The sequence below is a fragment of the Pseudomonas sp. LS-2 genome, assembly GCF_003605735.1.
Classification (GTDB): Bacteria; Pseudomonadota; Gammaproteobacteria; order Pseudomonadales; family Pseudomonadaceae; genus Aquipseudomonas.
On sequence record NZ_QXTJ01000048.1, the window covers coordinates 1 to 21,558 of the forward strand.

Annotated in this window: 13 protein-coding genes; 10 read left to right on the plus strand and 3 right to left on the minus strand. The window is 63.9% G+C overall.

Going from position 1 to position 21,558, the window contains the following annotated elements:
• The coding region (locus tag D3M70_RS31310; protein ID WP_120130109.1) for a non-ribosomal peptide synthase/polyketide synthase at positions 1-10,002 on the minus strand (10,002 nt) is incomplete at its 3' end.
• 170 nt (positions 10,003-10,172) lie between these two features.
• On the opposite strand from D3M70_RS31310, the gene D3M70_RS32180 reads away from it, so the two are divergent.
• Positions 10,173-10,430: a hypothetical protein gene (locus D3M70_RS32180; protein WP_165869947.1), complete on the plus strand. Its 258-nt coding sequence runs from the start codon at positions 10,173-10,175 to the stop codon at positions 10,428-10,430.
• 456 nt (positions 10,431-10,886) lie between these two features.
• Here the strand turns inward: D3M70_RS32180 and D3M70_RS31325 are convergent, their stop codons facing one another.
• The gene (locus D3M70_RS31325; RefSeq protein ID WP_120130113.1) at positions 10,887-11,870 is read right to left on the minus strand and encodes a TauD/TfdA family dioxygenase; all 984 of its coding nucleotides are present in this window, start codon (positions 11,868-11,870) and stop codon (positions 10,887-10,889) included.
• Between the two features lie 39 nt (positions 11,871-11,909).
• On the minus strand, positions 11,910-12,650 hold the full coding sequence (locus D3M70_RS31330; RefSeq protein ID WP_120130156.1) for a thioesterase II family protein: 741 nt from the start codon (positions 12,648-12,650) through the stop codon (positions 11,910-11,912).
• Positions 12,651-12,857: 207 nt separating this feature from the next.
• On the opposite strand from D3M70_RS31330, the gene D3M70_RS31335 reads away from it, so the two are divergent.
• The 9 genes from D3M70_RS31335 (at position 12,858) to D3M70_RS31375 (ending at position 20,437) form a co-directional block, all read left to right on the plus strand.
• Positions 12,858-13,991: a cupin-like domain-containing protein gene (locus D3M70_RS31335; protein ID WP_120130115.1), complete on the plus strand. Its 1,134-nt coding sequence runs from the start codon at positions 12,858-12,860 to the stop codon at positions 13,989-13,991.
• A gap of 230 nt (positions 13,992-14,221) precedes the next feature.
• Complete coding sequence (locus D3M70_RS31340; protein ID WP_120130116.1) at positions 14,222-15,421, plus strand: PepSY domain-containing protein; 1,200 nt, start codon at positions 14,222-14,224, stop codon at positions 15,419-15,421.
• Positions 15,418-15,960: a thiamine pyrophosphate-binding protein gene (locus tag D3M70_RS31345; protein WP_120130118.1), complete on the plus strand. Its 543-nt coding sequence runs from the start codon at positions 15,418-15,420 to the stop codon at positions 15,958-15,960. The genes D3M70_RS31340 and D3M70_RS31345 overlap by 4 nt, the downstream gene beginning before the upstream one ends.
• A 53-nt stretch (positions 15,961-16,013) precedes the next feature.
• The gene (locus D3M70_RS31350) at positions 16,014-16,304 is read left to right on the plus strand and encodes a hypothetical protein (protein WP_120130157.1); all 291 of its coding nucleotides are present in this window, start codon (positions 16,014-16,016) and stop codon (positions 16,302-16,304) included.
• Positions 16,301-16,876 (plus strand): DUF6162 family protein, encoded by a 576-nt coding sequence (locus D3M70_RS31355; RefSeq protein ID WP_120130119.1) that lies wholly within the window; start codon positions 16,301-16,303, stop codon positions 16,874-16,876. The genes D3M70_RS31350 and D3M70_RS31355 overlap by 4 nt, the downstream gene beginning before the upstream one ends.
• A 35-nt stretch (positions 16,877-16,911) precedes the next feature.
• A complete protein-coding gene (locus D3M70_RS31360) occupies positions 16,912-17,850 on the plus strand; it encodes a metal ABC transporter solute-binding protein, Zn/Mn family (protein WP_120130121.1) in 939 nt (312 codons plus the stop codon).
• Positions 17,847-18,605 (plus strand): metal ABC transporter ATP-binding protein, encoded by a 759-nt coding sequence (locus tag D3M70_RS31365; protein WP_120130123.1) that lies wholly within the window; start codon positions 17,847-17,849, stop codon positions 18,603-18,605. The genes D3M70_RS31360 and D3M70_RS31365 overlap by 4 nt, the downstream gene beginning before the upstream one ends.
• Positions 18,602-19,501 (plus strand): metal ABC transporter permease, encoded by a 900-nt coding sequence (locus D3M70_RS31370; RefSeq protein ID WP_120130124.1) that lies wholly within the window; start codon positions 18,602-18,604, stop codon positions 19,499-19,501. Before D3M70_RS31365 ends, D3M70_RS31370 begins: the two co-directional genes overlap by 4 nt.
• Entirely contained in the window at positions 19,502-20,437 is a 936-nt protein-coding gene (locus D3M70_RS31375) for a metal ABC transporter solute-binding protein, Zn/Mn family (protein ID WP_120130126.1), read from the plus strand.
• The last annotated feature ends 1,121 nt before the right edge of the window (positions 20,438-21,558 follow it).

A 21,558-nucleotide genomic window follows, 5' to 3' on the forward strand; every position in this document is an offset into this window, starting at 1 on the left:
TTGCAGCACGCTGATGCCCTGAGCCTGCACCTGTTGGAGGATCCGTTCCGGGTCGCGCTGGGTGTCCTTGTCGGCCATCACCACACGGCCGCCTACCATCAGCGGCGTGTACAGCTCGAGGCCGAAGATATCGAAAGAGAACGTGGTCAGCGACAGCAGACGGTCGTCTGCGGTAATCCCCGGTGCGGACGCCATGCTGACGATGAAGTTGGTCAGTGCGCCGTGGCGCACCATCACGCCCTTGGGTTTGCCGGTGGAGCCGGAGGTGTAGATCGCGTAGGCGAGGTTTTCCGGGCTCAGGTCGGTTTGCGGATTGGCCTTGCTGTAGCCACTCAATGGCTGATCGAGGTCCAGCGCTTGCACCTGATCCGGAATCGGCAACACGGACTGCAAATGCCCTTGCGTCAACAGCAGTTTCAAGCCGCTGTCTTCGATCATGTAGCGCAGACGATCCTGCGGATAATCCGGGTCCAGCGGCACATAAGCGCCCCCGGCTTTCAGCACCGCCAACAGAGCGATCACCATTTCCAGCGAACGATCCAGCGACACGCCCACCAGCACGTCCGGGCCAACACCCAGCTCAATCAAGCGATGGGCCCACTGGTTGGCTCGGGCGTTGAGCTCGGCATAGGTCAATTGGGTGTCTGCAAACACCAGCGCCACCGCGTCCGGCGTGCGCGCGGTCTGCTCCTCGATCAGTTGCTGAATGCACGCGTCAGCCGGGTATTCGACGTGGCTGCGGTTCCAGTCGTGCAGCACCTGCTGCGTCTCATGCCCGGCAAGCATCGGCAACTCGGCGACCCGCTGCTGCGGATCGGCAACGATGGCCGCCAGCAGGTTCTGCCAATGAGCAACCAGACGCTCGATGGTGCGCGCGTCGAACAGCGCGCAGGCGTAGACCACCGCGGCGGTGAGCGCGTCGCTGGCTTCGTAGGTCTCCAGCGTCAGGTCGAACTGCGCGGTCTGCCGTTCGCTGGCGAGCCCTTCGACGCGCAACCCCGGCAGGCGCACGTCGATGCTCTTCTTGCCCTCGCTCTGGTGGTTGTACATCACCTGGAACAGCGGGCTGTGGCTCAGGCTGCGCTCGGGTTGCAGCGCCTCCACCAACTGTTCGAACGGCAGGTCCTGATGGGCCTGGGCCTGCAACGCGGCCTGGCGCACCTGACGCAGCAGATCGCTGAACGCCATTTGGCCATCGACATCGCTCTTGAGCACCTGAGTGTTGACGAACAGGCCGATGAGTCGCTCGATCTCCACGCGGTTGCGGTTGGCGTTGGGCACGCCGACGCGGATATCCTGCTGCCCGCTGTAGCGGTGCAACAGCGCCTGGAACGAGGCCAGCAACACCATGAACAGGGTCGCACCTTCTCGCCTTGCCAGCTCACGCAGATCACGAGTCAATGCCGCACTGAGCGGGATGTCCAGACGTGCGCCAAGGGTGTCCTGCAACGCGGGGCGCGGCCGGTCCAACGGCAATTCCAGCACTGGCTGATCGCCGCCCAATTGCTCGACCCAGTAATCCAGCTGGCGCTGGCGCTCACCGGCGTCCATCCATTGGCGCTGCCATTGAGCGTAATCGGCGTATTGAATCGCCTGCGCCGCAAGCGGCAAGGGCTGCCCCTGACTGTGGGCGGCGTAGGACGCAATCAACTCTTCGACCAGCACCTGCATCGACCAGCCATCAGAGATGACGTGATGCTGGGTCAGCAGCAATACGTGATCGTCCGCCGCCAGTTGCAGCAAGCCTGCGCGCAGCAACGGCCCGTGCTGCAAGTCGAACGGGGCCAGGGCCTCGGCTTCGACCGCCGCGCCAATCAGCGTTTCGCTGGCCAGCGGCACCACACTCAGCACCCCTGGCGAGGGGGCGTCGATGATCTGCACGGTCTGCGAAGCGGCGTCGGCAAAGCGTGTGCGCAGGCTCTCATGGCGCTCGATCAACAGGTTGAAACTGCGCTGCAGCGCGGCAACGTCCAGCGTCCCGTGCAAACGCAGCGCCAGCGGAATGTTGTACGCGGCGCTGTGCGGATCCAGTTGCCAGAGGAACCACTGACGTTCCTGGGCATAGGACAGCGCCAAGGGCTGCTGACGATCCACCGCCACCAGCGCGGGCATCTGCGCCCGCATCGTCTCCGCCGCTTGCACCGGCGGTTGTCCCGGCGCGTGATCCGGCAAATCGGCGACCCGGCCCTGGCCCAGCGCACCGACGAATGCTTGCAAGGTGACGTGTTCGAACAGCGTGCGCAGCGGCAGCTCGATGTTCAGGGCGTGACGCACGCGGGAGATGACCTGCGTCGCCAGCAGCGAGTGCCCACCCAGCTCGAAGAAGTTGTCGCTCAGGCCGACGCGATCCAGCTTCAGCACTTCCTGCCAGATCCCGGCGATGCGCTGTTCCAGCTCGGTGTGCGGGGCGACGAAATGCTGCTGCAACTGTGCGGCATCGGGTTTGGGCAAGGACTTGCGGTCCAGCTTGCCATTGGGCGTCAGGGGCAGCGCATCGAGCGTCACCCATTGCAGCGGCACCATGTAGTCCGGCAGTCGCTGGCGCAGCGCTTCACGCAACGCCAGATGGAACTCATGGCCCGAGACATCGGTGGCCGCGGGCACCACATAGCCGACCAACGCCTTGCCGGTGCCGCTGTCGTAGACATCCACCACCGCATCGCGCACAGCGTCGAGTTCCAGAAGATGGGCGCTGATTTCACCCAGTTCGATACGGAAACCTCGTACCTTGACTTGATGATCGACGCGGCCGACGTACTCCAGCAGACCGTCGTTGCGACGACGACCCAGATCGCCGGTGCGGTACAGTCGCCCGCCCGCCTGAGCCGCGAATGGATCAGGCAGCCAGGCCGTGGCGGTACGCGCCGGGTCGCTCAGGTAACCGCGTCCCACACCGACGCCCGCCACCCACAATTCACCCACCGCCCCCAGCGGCACCGGCTGCAACTGCCCATCGAGCAGGTACAAGCGGTTGTTGTCGGTCGGGCTGCCGATGGGCAGACAGGCGCTTTGGGTCGCGCTCATCTCTACGCGGTACAGCGCCACGTCGTCCGAGCATTCGGCGGGGCCATAGGCGTTGACCAGGGTGATCGCCGGGTACCGCTGCAACCAGCGACGGGCCAGCTCCGGAGGCATGGCTTCGCCGGTCGGCAGCATGACGCGAAGGCGCTCCAGCGCCGCCACCGGTTCATCCAGCAGCCCCTGAATCAGCGACGGCACGCTTTCCAGAATGGTGATCCCGGCCTGACGCACATGGGCCAGCAGCGCGGCCGGCTCCTGAGTGATGTCGTGAGGCACGATGTCGACCCGCGCACCGCACAGCGGTGCGGTGAGGAACTGCCACACGGAAATGTCGAAACTCTGCGAGGCCGTCTGGGCGATGACGTCGTCTTCGCCCAACGCCAGATACGGCAGTTTGGAAAGCTGGTTGTTGAGCATGCCGCCCTGCTCCACCAGCACGCCCTTCGGCGTGCCGGTGGAACCCGAGGTGTAGATGGCATAGGCCAGATGCCGGGCACCGACGTAGATCCGCGGATCGGTCTGCGCGCCAGTGCCGTTCTGCACCGCCTCCCAGACCAGCAATTGCGGCCGGTCGTGCGACGGCAGACTGTCCAGCAGCAGCTGCCCACGTTCGGCACAGGCAGCGCTGCAGAACAGCACCCGCGTGCGGCTCAATTGCAGCAGACGCAGCAGCCGCTCATCCGGCAGGTGCGGGTCGAGCGGCAGGTAACCGGCGCCCGCCTTGAAGCTGCCGACGATCATGCCCAACAGCGGCAAATCCCGTTCGGCCAGCAGCGCCACCGGCTGATCGATCTGCACCCCTGCCGCGATGAGCCCGTGCCCGGCGCGATTGGCCTGACGGTTGAGTTCGTTGTACGTCCACTGCCGGTCCAGGCACGAAGCCGCCACTCGCTCGCCGTATTGCCTGACGCTGGCCTCGAACAGACGCACGTAACCCTGATCCAGCGGGTAGCTGCGTTCAGTCTGGTTGCAAGCCTCGACCAGTCGCTGGCGCTCGGCGTCGGACATCAGGGGCAGTGTGGCGAACTCACCATGGAAATGGCTGACCAGCACATCCAGCGCCCGCTTCATGTCCTGCAACAGCCGGTCGATGGTGGCTGCGTCGAAGAAACGCTGATCGTAGGACAGGTGCAAGCCCAGCTCATCGCCGGGATACACCACCACCGTCAGCGGGTAGTTGGTGTGCGTGCGGGCGCTGTCGGCAATCGCGCTCAGTTCCTGCGCACCGCTGACCACGGCGCTTTCAAGGGGCGCGTTCTCGAACACGAACAGGCTGTCGAACAGTGGCTGGCTGCTGTCGATCGCGCTGCACGCCTGGATCTTCACCAGCGGCAAATGCTCATGTTCACGCAACGCCAGGTTGTGTTCGAACAACGCCTGCAGCCACTGCCTGACACTGCCGTTGTGCGGCATGCGTACCCGCAGTGGAATGCTGTTGATGAACAGGCCGACGGTGTCCTGCATCTCCGGGCGACTGACCGGGCGCCCGGCCACCGTCACGCCGAACAGCACGTCCTGATCGCCGCTGTAGCGATGCATCACCAGCGCCCAGGCCGCCTGTGTGAAGGTATTGACGGTCAACTGGTATTGCTGGGCCAGTTCGCGCAGGGCACGACCTTCGCTGCGCGCAAGGTTCAGATAACGGTCGCCGATCTGCGACTGACCGCCCTGGCGCTGCACCGGCCGATCGTACGGCAACCAGGTTGGCTGCTCGACACCGCGCAGTTCTTCGCGCCAGGCGCTGATCGCCTCGGCCTCGCCCTGGCCTTGCAGCCAGGCGATGAAGTCGCGATAACGCGCTGCGGGTCGTGGCAACGCCTTGCCCTGATAGAGGGTGAAGAAATCCTGCAACAGCAGCGACCGGCACCAGGCATCGATCAGGATGTGGTGGTTGCTGAGAATGAACCAGTATTGCTGCGGCCCGCGACGAATCAGGCGCAGGCTGAACGGCGGTTGCACCAGCAGATCGAAACCCTGCTCGCGCTCCTGGGCCAGCAGGGCCTGCAGATCGGCTTCGTGCTGATCTGCGGGGCGCGCACTCCAGTCTAGGTAGTCCAGTCGCAACGGTGCGTGGCGATGAATGATCTGCAGCATTTCGCCGTGCTGATCGAGATTGAACGAGGCTCGTAACGCGTCATGGCGCTGGATCACCGCCTGCCAGGCGCCGCGAAAACGCGGCAGGTCGATGTCGCTGTCGATGCAGTAGCGATCCTGCATGAAATAGATACCCGAGTTCGGCTCCAGCAGCGTGTGCAACAGCAGCCCTTCCTGCATCGGCGACAGCGGGTAGATGTCTTCGATCTGCGCCATCGGCGTCGGCAGTTCGTCGAGACGCTGCTGGGTCAGGCTGGCGAGCGGGAAGTCGGACGGCGTCGCGCCCCCCGCCTGCGCCTGGACGCAATGCTCGATCAGGGCGATCAGTTCCTGACGATACTCATGGGCCAGACGCTCGATGGTGGCCGGATCATGCAGCTCGCGGCTGAACGTCCATTGCAGCGACAGCTCGCCGCCGTAGACCTGACCTTCGATGCTCAACCAGTTGGCCAGCGGCGCCTGTGGGTCTTGGGCGACACCGGACTTTTCGCTGGACGGCACGAACAGCGCGCCGTCAGCGAACTGGCCGTCGAACTGACCCAGGTAGTTGAACGTGATGCGTGGCGTCGGCAGCGCCGCCAGGGTCTGCTGTGCGTGCGATGAGCCCAGATAGCGCAACAGGCCGAAGCCCAGGCCCTTGCCCGGTACGGCGCGCAGTTGCTCCTTGACCGCCTTGATGGACGCGGCCAGGTCATCGGCCGGCGTCAGGCTGACCGGGAACAGGCTGGTGAACCAGCCGAGCGTTCGGGTCAGGTCGATGTCTTCGAACAGGTCTTCACGGCCGTGGCCTTCGAGCTGGATCAGCACCGAGCGCTCGCCGCTCCAGCGGGCGATGACCCGCGCCAGCGCCGTGAGCAACAAATCGTTGACCTGGGTGCGATAGGCCGCAGGCGCATCCTGCAGCAATTGCCGCGTCAGGTGCGCGTCGAGACTGGCGACGACTTTCTGTCCGTGCTCGTTGCGCAGACCGCCGTCGGCGCGGTCGCACGGCAGATCCGTCGGGGCATCGGCCAACGCGCGTTGCCAGGCATCGAGCTCGGTTTCCAGCGCCGGACTGCGGGCGTGATCCTGCAAACGTTCGGCCCAGGTTTTGTAGGCGCTGGTCTTGGCCGGCAAGGTCGGCGCGGACCCTGCCTGCGCCTGGCTGAGCAAGGTTTGCAGGTCCTCCAGCAGCACGCGCCATGACACGCCGTCCACCACCAGGTGATGAATCGCCAGCAGCAGACGCTGAGAGCCGTCGGCCATGTTCACCAACAGCGCACGCAGCAGCGGGCCATGGCTCAGGTTCAGGCTGCGCTGGGCCTGGTCGCAGCACTCGTTGAGTTCACTCGCCGTCGCCGCATCCCGCTGCCATAGCGGTGCCTCATCGGGCATCGCACCCTGTTCCTGAACCCAGCCATCGCTGCCCGCTGTAAAGCCCAGGCGCAATGCGTCGTGGTGTTGAATCAGTTGGGCAATCGCCCCCCGCAGGTGCGCAGGGTCCAGGGGCTGGCGCGGGGTCAGCAACAGCGACTGGTTCCAGTGTTCACGACGCGGGATCGGCAATTCGAAGAACCACCGCTGCACCGGCGTCAGCGGCGCTTCACCCGTCACCAGACCCTGATCGATGGTGGCGGCAACGGAGGCCTGGCAGACCTGAGCCAAACTGCGCACGGTCTGGTGCTGAAACAGATCGCGCGGGCTGAACAAAATGCCCGCCTGACGGGCGCGACCCACCACCTGAATCGAGACGATGGAATCACCGCCCAGCTCGAAGAAGTTGTCCTCCAGACCGACCTGCTCGACGCGCAGCACGTCGCGCCAGATGGCGGCCAGCGCCTGCTCGACGTCACTTTGCGGGGCGATGTATTCGGCCTGCACACTGGCTTCAGCGCGCGGCAGCGATTTGCGGTCGAGCTTGCCGTTGGGCATCAGCGGCAGGCTCGCCAAGGGCAGCCAGTGCTGCGGGACCATGTACTCCGGCAGCCCCTGCAACAGACAGGCCTTGAGCTGTTCACGCCAGTCGGCGGGCGGTTGCTCGACGCTCAGCACCAGACAGGCCACCAGTTGCTTGCCGTCCTGCGCCAGCACCACCGCCTCGCGCACCAGCTCGTGCTCGCACAGACTGGCTTCGATCTCGCCCAGTTCGATGCGCAGGCCACGCAGTTTGACCTGATGATCCAGGCGCCCCAGATACTCGATCACGCCGTCGATCCGGTAGCGCGCCAGGTCGCCGGTGCGGTACAGCCGTTCGCCGGCATTGAACGGGTCCGGCACGAAACGCTCGGCAGTCAGGCCGGGGCGTCGGTGATAACCCCGGGCAAGGCCGACGCCGCCCAGATACAACTCGCCACCGGCGCCGACCGGCAGCAGGCTCAGGTCAGAACCGAGGATCTGCGTGCGCAGGTTATCGATGGGCACGCCAATGGGCACGCTGGCCCGGCGCTCGTCGACGCAACGCCAGTGAGTCACGTCGATGGCCGCTTCGGTCGGGCCGTACAGGTTGAACAGCCCGGCGCCCGGCAACCTGGCGAAGACCTGCTGCTGGGCATCCACTGGCAGGGCTTCGCCGCTGCACACAATGCGCTTCAGACTGCTACAGGCCTCGACGCCCTGCTCATGAATAAACGCCTGCAACATTGACGGCACGAAGTGCACGGTGGTGATTCGATCCCGCACGATGGTCTCGATCAGCCGCGCCGGTTCGCGGTGTTCACCCGGCAGCGCGACCGCCAGACGCGCACCGACCATCAGCGGCCAGAAGAACTCCCAGACCGAAACGTCGAAGCTGAACGGCGTCTTCTGCAGCACGGTATCGCGCGCGTCGAGGCCGTATTCGCGCTGCATCCACCACAGCCGGTTGGTCAGCGCGATGTGCCGATTGCCGGCGCCTTTCGGGTGCCCGGTCGAGCCCGAGGTGTAGATCAGGTAGGCCAGTTGCTCTGGCAGGCAGGGCAGCTCGGGGTTGGCGTCGCTGAAACCTTCCAGCCAGTCGCCGTCCTGGTCCAGACACAGGGCCTGGACCTGCGCGTCCAGTGGCAGCTGATCCAGCAGGTGGCTCTGGGTCAGCAGCAGACGCACGCCGCTGTCCTCGATCATGTAGCGCAGACGCTCGGCCGGGTATTCCGGGTCCAGCGGCACATACGCGCCCCTGGCCTTGAGCACGGCCAGCAGGGCCACGACCATCTCCACCGAACGCTCGGTGGCGACGCCCACCAGCAGCTCGGCCCCGGCCGGCGCCAGTTCGCGCAGTTTGTGGGCCAGACGGTTGGCGCGCTGGTTGAGTTGCAGGTAGGACAGTGTCTGTCCATCGAACATCAGCGCCACGGCGTGAGGCTGCTGGCGCACCTGATCTTCGAACAGCTGGTGCACACCGCGCTGCGCGGGGAATTGGGCGTCGGTGCGGTTCCAGTCCACCACTTGGGTCTGGATCTGCCGGGCATCGAGCACGGGCAAGTCACTGACCCGGCGCGTGCTGTCGGCGACCATTTCATCAAGCACCTTGAGCCAGAGACCGGCCATGCGCTCGATGCTCGCCGGGGCGAACAGGTCGGTGGCAAATGTCAGAGCGGCCATGAGCGTGCCGCCCTTCTCGTAGGTGTCCAGCGTCAGGTCGAACTGCGTGGTGCGGGTGCTCCAGTCCAGCTGACTCAGACTCAGTCCCGATTCGAGTTCGAGCGCCGAAATGTCGGCGACGTCCGGCTGGTGGTTGTACATCACCTGAAACAGCGGAGTGTGGCTCAGGCTGCGCTCGAGTTTCAGCGCATCGACCAGCCGCTCGAAGGGCAGATCCTGATGGGCCTGAGCGCCATTCACTGCGTCTTTGAGATCCGCCAGCAACTGATTGACGCAGGTGTGCTCGTCGAAGCGCGCGCGCAGTACCTGCGTGTTGACGAACAGCCCGATCAGGCCTTCGACCTCCCGGCGATTGCGGTTGGCAATCGGCACCCCGACCCGCAGATCGGTCTGACCGGTGTAGCGATAAAGCAGAATGTTGAACGCAGCCAGGAGGACCGTGAACAGCGAGACATTCTGCTGGCGCGCCAGCTGCCGCAGATCGTCCGCCAACGTGGATGGCAGATCGAATTCGTAGCGACTGCCTTGATGACTGGCCACTGCCGGGCGGGGGAAGTCGGTGGGCAACTCCAGCACCGGATGATCGTCACCCAGTTGCGCTTGCCAGTAGGCGAGCTGGCGCTCCTGCTCGCCCGCTTCCATCCAGCGTCGCTGCCAGAGTGCGTAGTCGGCGTACTGGATCGGCAACGGTTCCAGGTCGAGGCTTGCGCCGCGGGTGTGGGCGTCATAACAGCGGATGAATTCGTCGATGAGGATGCTCATCGACCAGCCGTCGGAGACGATATGGTGCAAGGTGAGCAACAGCACGTGATGCTCGGGGCCGAGCTTGATCAACTTGACTCGCAGCAGCGGACCGTTGGCCAGGTCGAACGGCAGCAGCGACTGTGCTTGCGCTTCATGGCGCACACGTCGCTCGCGTTCGTCTTCGGGCAGGATGCTGAAATCTTCGCGCTCGACCAGCCGTGCTCCCGTCACCGGCGCCTGTTGCAGGGTTTCGTCAGGCAGTTGTTTGAAGACCGTGCGCAAGGTCTGGTGCCGCTGGACGAGACTGGCGAACGCCTGTTCGAGCGCTGACTCGACCAAAGGCCCCTTGAGCCGCACAGCACTGGGCAAGTTGTAGGCGCCACTTTGCGGATCCAGCTGCCAGAGAAACCACATGCGCCGCTGCGCATAGGACAACGCATCACGGTCCTCGACGTCCACTTCTGCCGGGATCGGAAACTGAGCGAAATCCACCCCTTCTTTCTGCAAGGCCGCCAGAAACAACCGGCGTTTTTCCAGGGGCAACCCGATAAACCTGCGAGCGAGTTTCAAGGAGTCATCAGCATTCATTTCTTAGCATCCGGATCAATAGGCAGGAAGCACAAAGGCGCGTCGTCCCTATAAAACGAATGCAGCGGGGAAAAATTAGCGGGATGTGGGTGACGCGGAGCGTCACAGGATTCATGCCCACGCGGAGCGTGGGCACGATCACCACACGCTTCTGCCCGGAGGGCGTGGGCATGATCGCGACACGCTTCTGCCCGCAGGGCGTGGGCATGATCGCGACACGCTTCTGCCCGCAGGGCGTGGGCATGATCGCGACACGCTTCTGCCCGCAGGGCGTGGGAGGCCGGCTTGCCGACGATCTGCCGGGAACCGGCAGTCAATCCGATGGACGCGGTGTGCCTGATCTTGCCAGGGCGCCTGATCTTACTGCCGCTACGCAGCAGATCGTCGGCAAGCCGGCCTCCCACGCCCTCCGGGCAGAAGCAACTTAGCGCTCGCGCCACAGCGCCCTACTTCAGCCTCTGCTTTTGATCGTTCCCACGCTCCGCGTGGTAACGCCGCCCCGGATGCTTTGCGTCCGCTGTGGGTGACGCAGAGCGTCACAGGATCATGCCCACGCAGAGCGTGGGCACGATCATCACCACACGCTTTTGCTTCTAAGCGCGCGACAGCACAGACGACGCCCATCGCGACTTGGGTGCAGGCTGAACGCAGGCGACGTGGAGTGGGCCGAGCGGCATGGATGCCGCGAGAGCGCCGCAAGGACATGGATGTCCGTTCGGCGCGGGCCCACGGAGCGTCGCCGGAGTGAGGGTACCTCGACGAAGTCGAGGCCAAACCGGGAGCAGGGCCTTTTGGTTACTTTTTAATGGTCCGGCACTCCGGCTCTTGAAAAAGTAACTCGCCGAAGGCGAAACAGGCCCGGCGTTAGCCAGCCTATGACCCCGCTACAACTGATCCGCCGAAAACCCCTCGGCCATCGCCACGATCACCTTGCGCTTACCCTCGAACGGCGCACGGGCATGGGCGGCGAGCATGTTATCGAGCATCAACACATCCCCCGCCTGCCACGGAAAACGGATCATGCACTGATCCAGCACCCCACGAATCTCCTCCAGAATCTCATCCTCGATCGGCGATCCATCGCCGTAATACACGTTACGCGGCAGGTCCTCTTCATCGACGATATCCAGCAGGCTCTCCCGCACCTCCGGCTGCAAGTTGGAAATGTGAAAAAGATGCGCCTGATTGAACCAGACCCTCTCACCGGTACGCGGATGACGCGCCACCGCCTGGCAGGTCTGCCGCGTGCGCAACTCGCCATCGTCCTTCCATTCGCAGACGATGCCATGGGCCCGGCAGTACGCTTCGACCACCGCCCGGTCATCGGTATTGAAGACTTGTTCCCAGGCCACATCCAGCCCGTTGCCGAAATTGCGCACGTACATCAAACCCTTGCTGACAAAACGCTCGCGAATATGCACCGGCATCCGCCTGTACACCTCGCGACTGTCGGCGATCGGCGTCTCGCCCCCCGACTGCGCGGCGATCATGCTGTAGAACCAGATTTTCATCGGCCAGTCGCGGGAATACGCCTGTTCGTTGTGCAGCGGAATGCTCTGATGCGCCGGGTATTCGGTTGAGGTATACACGCCCTGCGTCACACTGCTGCGCGGCGTGGAGCCGAACTCATAGTTGAGCAGCGGATGACCGAAGCTGGCGGCGAACTCGCGAAACTGCTCCGCGCCTTCCAGCGAAAAGCCTCGAAAGAGAATCCCGCCGTCGCGCTGCAGATGCTCATCCACCAACTCACTGATTTCATCGAACACCGCCAGCAGGCGGGTGCCGGGGTCCGTCGCTTCGACCAGCAACGGCAGACGCCCCTCCCCGGAAAACAGCGGACGCACGGCAAATCCTGTGGCAACACCCATGATGGGCCTCCTGTAGACAATCAAGCGCGCCGCACGGCGCTAGCGGCTGAGTGCGACCGGCTGAAAGTGCCGACGGTAGTGAACGTCAAGGTGGTCCCTGATCAGTCGCAGCACCCGCGCTTCGTGTTCGTGAATGAAAAAATGCCCGCCCGTCATCATGTCCACCGAAAAGCTGCCGCTGGTCTCTTTGCTCCAGCCGATCAACTGTTCGGTGGTCGCCCGGTCTTCCTTGCCGCCCAGCACATGCACCGGGCATTTGAGCAGCGGGCGCTCCCGTGGACGAAAACGGCCGCACATCAAAAAGTCCGCGCGCAACACCGGCAAGGTCAGGCTCATCAGTTCGCGATTGGCCAGCACTTCCTCACGAGTGCCCTGAAACGTGCGCAGCTGTTCGATCAACTCCTCGTCCGTCTTGGGCTCGGCGAATTCGCGGTCGTAATCGCTGCGTTGAGTCGGTGCCGCCGTGCCGGAAGCGAACAGCGCGACCGGTTCCGGGTAACCGAGCTCGCGAAAGGCATAGGCCATCTCGCAGGCCATCAAGGCGCCCAGGCTGTGGCCGAACAAGGCATAGGCCCCCCTGATCGACGACGAATGCTCTCTGGCGAGCTGCCGCGCCAGTGGGTGCATGTCGGTTTGCAGAGGTTCGTCGTAACGCGCCCCTCTGCCCGGCAGCTCCACCGGATGCACGTGCAGCCAGGGTGGAAGGCTGCGTCGCCACCGGCTGTAAACCATGGCGCTGGCGCCGGAATACGGCAGACACAGCAATGTCAGCTTGTTCACCGCGCTTACCTCGATCAGTGATGTGTAGATGGAACGGATGAACACGCGGGCAAATTAGTGCCACCGCGGGCGGACGACGGTCGTCGTCGCGATAAATTTCCTGGGTCATCGCTCGTTCCCTGTTCAAACCGTCTCCAAAACATTCGAACCAAAGCACTCAGACCCAAGCACTCAGACCAGCCACCAGACCGAACGCGAGGCAACGCCGTGGACCTGCAGACCATCCTCACCAGACTGTTCGCCAATGCAGGCAGCGTCGGCATCGAAGGCGTCTTTCAATTCGTGTTCTCGCCGGGGCAGGCGTTCTGGTCCGAAGTCAAGGCCGCCAGCCGCACACAGGCCGGTCGTCACCCGAGCCCCGACGTCACCATCGAAGTGGCCGAGCGCGATTTCCTCGGGATCATGGGCGGCATGGCTAACGTCGAGGAACTGTTCGCCAGCGGGCGGCTGAAGATCGGCGGCAACATGGGTCTGGCGACGATGTTGCCGCAGATCATCGATCACGCACGCAATGGCGGCGCCAAGGCGGAAAAGGTCGACATGAAGACGCGTTATCCGACGCCTGCGCGCTTCAGCGAGAGGGTGTCGGCCAGCCTGCCGGTGCAGCGCGTGATCGAACGACGGCCGCGCAGCGAAGTGTCAGTCAGCGAATTTCGCAGCCGCTACCTGCCCCATGGTATTCCGCTGGTGATCAGTGATGCCCTGCAGGACTGGCCGTTGTTCAAGCTCAGCCGCGAAGAGTCGCTGGTGCATTTCGCCGAACTGCAGGGCATCACCCGCCACGGCGACTATGTGAAGAAGACCTTCTCCGCCGACCGTGACTTTCGCTCCACATCGATGGCCGATTTCATTGCCTCGCTGGACCGCCCGGCGCAGAAGGGCGCGGACGGCGCACCACCGGCCTACATGGGCAACAACATCCTGCCGGCGCAACTGATGAAACAGATCAAGTACCCGCCCTACTTCGCCCCGTCGCTGTTCATCCCGCCGCGCATCTGGATCGGCCCGAAAGGCACGTTGACGCCGCTGCACAGAGACGACACCGACAACCTGTTCGCTCAGGTCTGGGGACAGAAATCGTTCATTCTCGCCGCGCCCCATCATCGCGAAGCACTGGGGACCTGGTCGACCTCGCCGGAGGGCGGGCTGGACGGCTGCGAAGTCAATCCAGACGCCCCCGACTACGGGCGCTTTCCGGCAGCCAGAGACGTGCCGTTCCTGCGGGTGACCCTGGAAGCGGGGGACCTGCTGTTCCTGCCCGAAGGCTGGTTCCATCAGGTGGAATCGATCTCCACGTCGCTCTCGGTCAACTTCTGGGTCAATTCGGGGCGTGGCTGGTAACCCCGCCAGCCCCGCATAAAAAACCTTTCTGCTGTATCGCCAGCCCTTGAGTTACGGGCCACTGGCCGTAACGAAACATTTACTTTCATATTCCGTGTCGGGTTTTCCCGCGCTCATTCGTCTTTATAAGTTGAAGCCAGTCGTGCCGGTCAAAGGACGGCCCCTCGCAAACGAGGGGCCGTATTGCGTTGCTCGCACGGCTCAACCCCTCGGATCAAGACGTGTACCGAATGTCCAAGAAGTCCCGCTCCAAACTCTGGTTTCTCGTCCATAGCTGGTTGGCGCTGCCGATCTGGTTTTTCGTATTGATCGTCTGCGTGACCGGCACCCTGGCCGTGGTCAGTCAGGAAATCGTCTGGCTCGCCAACCCGGACGTGCGCGCCAGCAAACCCTCGGATGACGCCACGTCGCTGAGCTACGACGCCATCCTCAAGGCCATCCAGGTGGCCGAACCGCAGACGCTGGTGGAAAACATCAGAACCCCCGACGAGTCCCATTTTGCGCTGACCGCCGATGTCAGCTACCCCGATGGCCGCTCGGTCTCCGTCTACGTCAATCCGTACACCGGGGCGATTCAGGGTGTCAGTCCGTCATTCGACTTCCAGGCCTTCACCCGCGCACTGCATGGCTGGTGGCTGGTCCCGTTCACCAACGGTTTCAGTTGGGGCTGGTATCTGGTTTCACTGCTGGGGCTGCCGCTGCTGGCCTCGCTGGTCACCGGTCTGGTCGTCTATAAGAAGTTCTGGAAAGGCTTTTTCAGACCGACCCTGCGCATCCGTCAGGGCGCACGGATTTTCTGGGGCGACTTTCATCGACTCAGCGGCATCTGGTCGATCTGGTTCATTGCCGTGATTTCCGTCACCGGGACCTGGTTCCTGATTCAGGCCATCCTGTTCGACAACCAGATCAGCATCTCAAGCGAACCCGTCGTCCCGGTCATCGCCCGTGAAAACGTGCCCACCGGCGCCAACGGAGAACCGCCGCCGATGATCGGCGTCGATGAAGCGATCCGCGTGATGACCAGCAAGGTCCCCGGGTTCGACGTCAGTTACATCGCCCTGCCCGCCAACGCCTACAGCCACCTTTCAGTGATGGGCCGCGGCTGGTATCCGTTGATGTACCAGACCGCCAACATCAACCCGTACAGCGGCACACTCGACACCACCCACCTGCTGACCGACCGCAGCGCCCTGGAGTTCGTCACCGAATCGATGCGCCCGCTGCATACCGGCGATTTCGGCGGCATCTGGATCAAGCTGATCTGGTGCTTCTTCGGCCTGCTGCTGAGCATGATGGTGCTAAGCGGCTTGCTGATCTGGACCAAACGCACCGCTCAGGCGACCGCCGCCGCCTTCAAACGCAGCAACAAGGCAACGGCCGAGCCGATCAAGACGGCCTCCATCCCAGACACCGCGGAGGCTAACCTGTGAGCCGGACCCACACTGCAGCCGCCCCGTCCCCGCTGCGCCAGCTCTGGCACAAGTGGCGCTTCCACCTGAACATCCTGCTGTTGCTGATCCCATTGGGCTTCATGCCCAAGTACTTCGCAGACGCTGCGCTGTTCCGTGGCGAGAGCGGTCTGGGCGAGCGGCAGATCGGTGAGGTTCAGGTCGGGCCATGGAGCCTGCGTCTGGCCGAGCTGCGCAATCAGGCGCCGCAACTCAACGGCCCGGCCGGCTACATGAAAAGCTTCAACGCCGCCCTGTGCGACACCTGCGTCAACCAGGTCAAGGCAACCTATCTGCGCATCGGCAAGCCGCGCAGCCTGCGCGCTGCCGGTGCGATCTTTTTCGGCACGCCGTATCGCATGGGCGCCGCCGTTTCGATCCCCAAACGCCTCCCCGCCGACAATGATCTGTGGATCACCATGGAGGGCTGGGACGGCTCCATGCATCAAGCCTCGATTCCCCTGAGCAAGGCGTCGCCGGCAACGGCCGCCTGGCTCGAAACACAAGGAAGCAAACCATGACCGCTGTGACAGGCAAACGTTGGCCGGGCCTTGTTGCCCCAGGCCTGTTACTGATGTTCTGCGCCGGCTTCAGCAGCCTGGCGATGGCCCACAACCCGCTGTGCGAGTGCAAGGAAATCGAAGGCGAGCAAATCCGCTGCACGGGCGGTTTCTCCGACGGCAGCGGCGCGCCGGGGGTGACGCTGGACGTCATCGGCTACGACGAAAGCATTCTGGTGCCGGGCAAGCTGGGCACCGACTCGACCCTGACCTTCAAGAAGCCGGGCGGCGAGTTTTATGTGCTGTTCGACGCAGGCCCGGGCCACGTCGTTGAAGTCGATCACGCGGATATCCAGCCACAATGAACGCATCCGCCCATACCCAGGTCATCCGTCCCGCCGGGGCCGGCCACGAAACGCTTTACGTGCTGCTGTTCTGCCTGATCGTGCTGGCCTGCGCCGGCTCGGTGGTGTTCTGGCATCGCGAGAGCCAGGACGTCGCCAGCCTCGAGACCTTCCAGATGGACGCCCGACGCGACCTGACGCCCGGCGAACAGGGGATCTACGCGGATCTGCGGGTGACCCTGGACGAAATCCGCCTGCTGCAACAGGAACAGCCGACCCTGCCGACCCCAAACGCCTTGGGCGCAGAAGGCTTCGCGCCGTTCGCCGAGGACGCCAGTTCCGTCAGCCGCGGTGGTCACGTTTGGCAACTGCTCGATCAACGCGCCTACCTGGGCCTGAGCAAGGTGGCGACCACTGCGGGCTCGTTTCTGCTGCGGGTGAACGCCGCGGACCCACAACCGGACATCTGGCTCAACCGCGCCGTCGCCCCGGCCATTCCTGACGACCTCGGCGATCAGGCCCTGATTGCGGGGGGCTGGCGGCAGATCGTCGCGCAGTTCGACGCCGGGGTCACCCGTCAGCATCAACATTGAACCCTTGATTCGCGCCAGGAGAAGACTGCTTACCCATGTCCATTTCATCCTTCGTTCGCCAGCGCCGCCTGCTGCTGGCTGGCCTGCTCGGCCTTTTGCTGACGCCGCTGATGTCACCCACCGCCAGCGCCGAGGAAGCAAAGCGCCTGCGCATCGGCATCACTTTGCATCCGTATTACAGCTACGTGGCGAACATCGTCGGCGACAAGGCCGAAGTGGTGCCGTTGATACCGGCCGGCTTTAACCCTCACGCCTACGAACCCCGTGCCGAGGACATCAAACGCATCGGCACGCTGGACGTGATCGTGCTCAACGGCGTGGGCCACGACGACTTCGCCGACCGCATGATCCAGGCCAGCGAAAAGCCCGGCATCGCGACCATCGAAGCGAATGAAAACGTGCCCTTGCTCGCCGCCACCGGCACCGCCGCCCGAGGCGCGGGCAAAGTGGTGAACCCGCACACGTTTCTTTCCATCAGCGCCTCCATTGCTCAGGTCAACAACATCGCCCGCGAGCTGGGCAAACTCGATCCGCCCAACGCGGCCACCTACACCGCCAACGCACGGGCCTACGGCAAACGCCTGCGCAAGATGCGCGCCGATGCGCTGGCCAGACTGACCCAGGCGCCAAACCCTGACCTGCGTGTCGCCACGGTGCATGCGGCCTACGACTACCTGCTGCGGGAATTCGGTCTTGAGGTCACCGCCGTCGTCGAACCCGCCCACGGCATCGAGCCCAGCCCCAGCCAACTGAAGAAAACCATCGACCAGCTGCGCGAACTGGACGTCAAGGTGATCTTCTCGGAGATGGACTTCCCCTCCACGTACGTCGAGACCATCCAGCGCGAAGCCGGCGTGAGGCTCTATCCGCTGTCGCACATTTCCTATGGCGAATACACCGCCGACAAGTACGAAAAAGAAATGACCAACAACCTGAACACCGTGGTCAGGGCGATTCAGGAGTCCGGCGCATGACGGTCGCAGAAAGTATCCAGGTGACCCGCAACGGTCCGGGCGTCCACTTCGAAAGCGTCAGCCTGACACTGGGGCGAACCGTCATCCTCGACAACGTGAGTTTTCGTGTCAGTCCCGGCAGCGTTCATGCACTGGTCGGCCCTAACGGCGGCGGTAAGAGCTCGCTGATCAAGACCTTGCTCGGGCAGATGCCGCATCAGGGCCGCCTGAGCCTGGAGTGGCAGCAGCCATCGGGCGTCATTGGCTATGTGCCTCAGGCGCTGGAATTCGACCGGGGCCTGCCGATGACGGTGGACGATTTCATGGCCGCGATGTGCCAACGCCGGCCGGCGTTTCTCGGCCTGTCAGCGCGCTACGCTCAAACCATCGGCGATGCGCTGGAACGGGTCGGCATGCAGGACAAACGCAAACGGCGCATGGGTGCGTTGTCCGGGGGCGAGCGCCAGCGCGTGTTGCTGGCCCAGGGGCTGATCCCCTCCCCGCAACTGCTGGTGCTCGACGAACCGATGTCGGCCCTTGATGAAGCAGGCATTCGAGTCTTCGAACGCCTGCTTGGCGACTGGCGCCAGTCCGGGGTCACGGTGCTCTGGATCGAACACGATCTGGAGGCGGTCCAGCGTCTGGCCGACCGCGTGACAGGCCTGAACCGCCGCGTGCTGTTCGACGCCCCGCCCGGTCAGGCATTGACCCCCGAACGGCTGCTGACGCTGTTCTCCACCCACCCTCGCGGCAGCCACGGGAGTATCGGGCCATGACGTATGAAGCCTTTCGTCTACTGGTGCAGGACTGGGCATCTTCCGGCTATCTGCCGGCGGTTCTCGCCTATGGATTCGTGGTCAACGCCCTGATCGCCGGACTGTTGATCGGACCGGTGCTCGGAGGGCTGGGCACGCTGGTGGTGGTCAAGCGCTTTGCCTTCTTTTCCGAAGCCGTCGGGCACGCGGCACTGACCGGCGTGGCGGTCGGCATTCTGCTGGGCGAACCCTACACTGGCCCCTACGGCAGCCTGTTCGGCTACTGCCTGCTGTTCGGCGTGCTGCTCAACTACCTGCGCAATCGCACGGGTCTGGCACCCGATACCCTGATTGGGGTGTTCCTCTCGGTGTCGCTGGCACTGGGCGCCAGCCTGCTGCTGATGCTGGCCGGGAAGATCAACATTCACATTCTGGAAAACGTGCTGTTCGGCTCGGTGCTGACGGTCAACGGCAACGACCTGCTGGTATTGGCGATCGTCGGCTCGTTGGTCATGGCACTCGCCCTGCCGCTGTACAACCGCATCATGCTCGCCAGTTTCAACCCGCAACTGGCGGCAGTTCGCGGCGTGGCGGTCAAGACCCTGGACTACCTGTTCGTGGTTCTGGTGACGCTGATCACCGTTGCGGCGGTCAAGGTCATCGGTGCCATTCTGGTCGGTGCACTCTTGGTGGTGCCTGCCGCTGCGGCACGCCTGTTGAGCCAGTCGCTCAAGGGCTTTTTCTGGATCTCCGTGCTGATCGCGACGGTCAGCACCCTCTGCGGCATCCTGCTGCCCATCGTCTTCGACCTGCCGGTCCCCTCAGGCGCCGCGATCATTCTGGTCGCCGGCGCTGCCTTCGCCCTCGCTGCGATTGCCCGCGGCACCGTGCCGAGCCTGAAAGGAAATATTGGATAAATGTCAGTCATCCGCTTATCGACCCTGACGCTGGCACTCGCCCTGGGCGGTGCGTTCGGCGCGCCTTTGCTTGCCAGCGAGACCCATCAGAACCCGACCTCACACACACCTGAGCAACCGGTGCGGGTCATCGCCTCGTTGCCCATCACCTTTGGCCTGGCTGAAATCCTGTTGAAGGGCTCGGGAGTGACGCTCGAACGCGCTGCTCCGGCGAGTCTGCCGGGATCGCGTCAGGCCGCGTACTTCAGCGGACGTGGCGCGTCGGAGCTGAAACAACTGGCGACATCGGCCGATGCGGTGATCGGTTTGCGTTCGATCTGGCCGGATGACCCGCTGTATCCCGATGCCCGCCGCAGCAACATCCGCATCGTCGAGATCGACGCCGCGCGGCCGGTGGACGGCGCCCTGCCTGGCGTCGCCTTGCAGCCTGGGCAAAACGACGGCCTGAACAGCCAGCCGTGGCAGTCGAGCAACAACCTGGGACGAATGGGCGATGTACTCGCCACCGATCTGGCGCGCTTGGCCCCGTCGGCCAAGGCGACCATCGACAGTAACCTTGCCGGTTTCAAGCAACGGCTGCTCAAGATCAGCGCCGAGGCCGAGGCGCAACTGGCCAAGGCCGATAATCTGAGTGTGATGAGCCTGAGCGAGCGCTTTGGGTATCTGACCAGCGGGCTGAACCTGGACCTGCTGGCGGTCGATGCCCGCCCTGATCCGCAATGGACCGCCGAGGCACTGGAAGCGCTGCAGAAGCGACTCAAGACCGATGACGTGGCAGTAGTGATCGCTCACCGCGACCCCGCCGATGCGCTGAAAGCGGCCATTCGTGCGGCGGGCAGTCGATTGCTGGTGTTGCAGACGGACAGCGACGATCCGCTGGGGGAGCTTGAAGGGAATATCAAACAGGTCACCGAGGCGCTGGTTTCCGGGTCCTGACGCATTGTTCCGACGGCGGTCAACCGCTGCTGCCGCTTCGCGCCAGATCGCGGGACAAGCCACGCTCCTACGCCTTCGGCAGAAACAGAACGGCGGCGTGATTCGGGCTTTTGATTCGGCCCGAAGGGCGTAGAAACAGAACGGCGGCGTGATTTGCGCTTTTGATTCGGCCCGGAGGGCGTAGGAGCAAGCTTGCTCGCGATCTGGCGCGCAGCGGCAGTAAAGTCTGCGCATGCGGTGTGCCTGACACACCGAGCTGGCTGATCTTACTGCCGCTGCGCGCCAGATCGCGGGACAAGCCACGCTCCCACGCCTTCGGCAGAAGCAGAACGGCGGCGTGATTCGGGCTCTTGATTCGGCCCGGAGGGCGTAGAAGCAGAACGGCGGCGTGATTCGGGCTTTTGATCCGGCCCGGAGGGCGTAGGAGCAAGCTTGCTCGCGATCTGGCGCGCAGCGGCAGTATATCCTGCCCATGCGGTATGCCTGACACACCGCGCTCGCCGATCTCACTGCCGCTTCGCGCCAGATCGCGGGACAAGCCACGCTCCTACGCCTTCGGCAGAAGCAGAATTGCGGCGTGATTCGCGCTTTTGATTCGGCCCGAAGGGCGTAGAAGCAGAACGGCGGCGTGATTCGGGCTTTTGATTCGGCCCGAAGGGCGTAGGAGCAAGCTTGCTCGCGATCTGGCGCGCAGCGGCAGTAAATCCTGCCCATGCGGTTTGCCTGACACACCACGCTGGCTGATCTTACTGCCGCTGCGCGCCAGATCGCGGGACAAGCCACGCTCCCACGCCTTCGGCAGAAACAGGATTGCGGCGTGATTCGCGCTTTTGATTCGGCCCGAAGGGCGTAGAAACAGAACTGCGGCGCAATTTGCGCTTTTGATTCGGCCCGAAGGGCGTAGGAGCAAGCTTGCTCGTGATCTGGCGCGCAGCAGCAGGGAAGAGCGCCGAGGCGGGTAGGCGGGCACACCACGCTGGCCNCCAGATCGCGGGACAAGCCACGCTCCTACGCCTTCGGCAGAAGCAGAAGTGCGGCGTGATACGCGCTTTTGATTCGGCCCGAAGGGCGTAGAAGCAGAACGGCGGCGTGATTCGGGCTTTTGATCCGGCCCGGAGGGC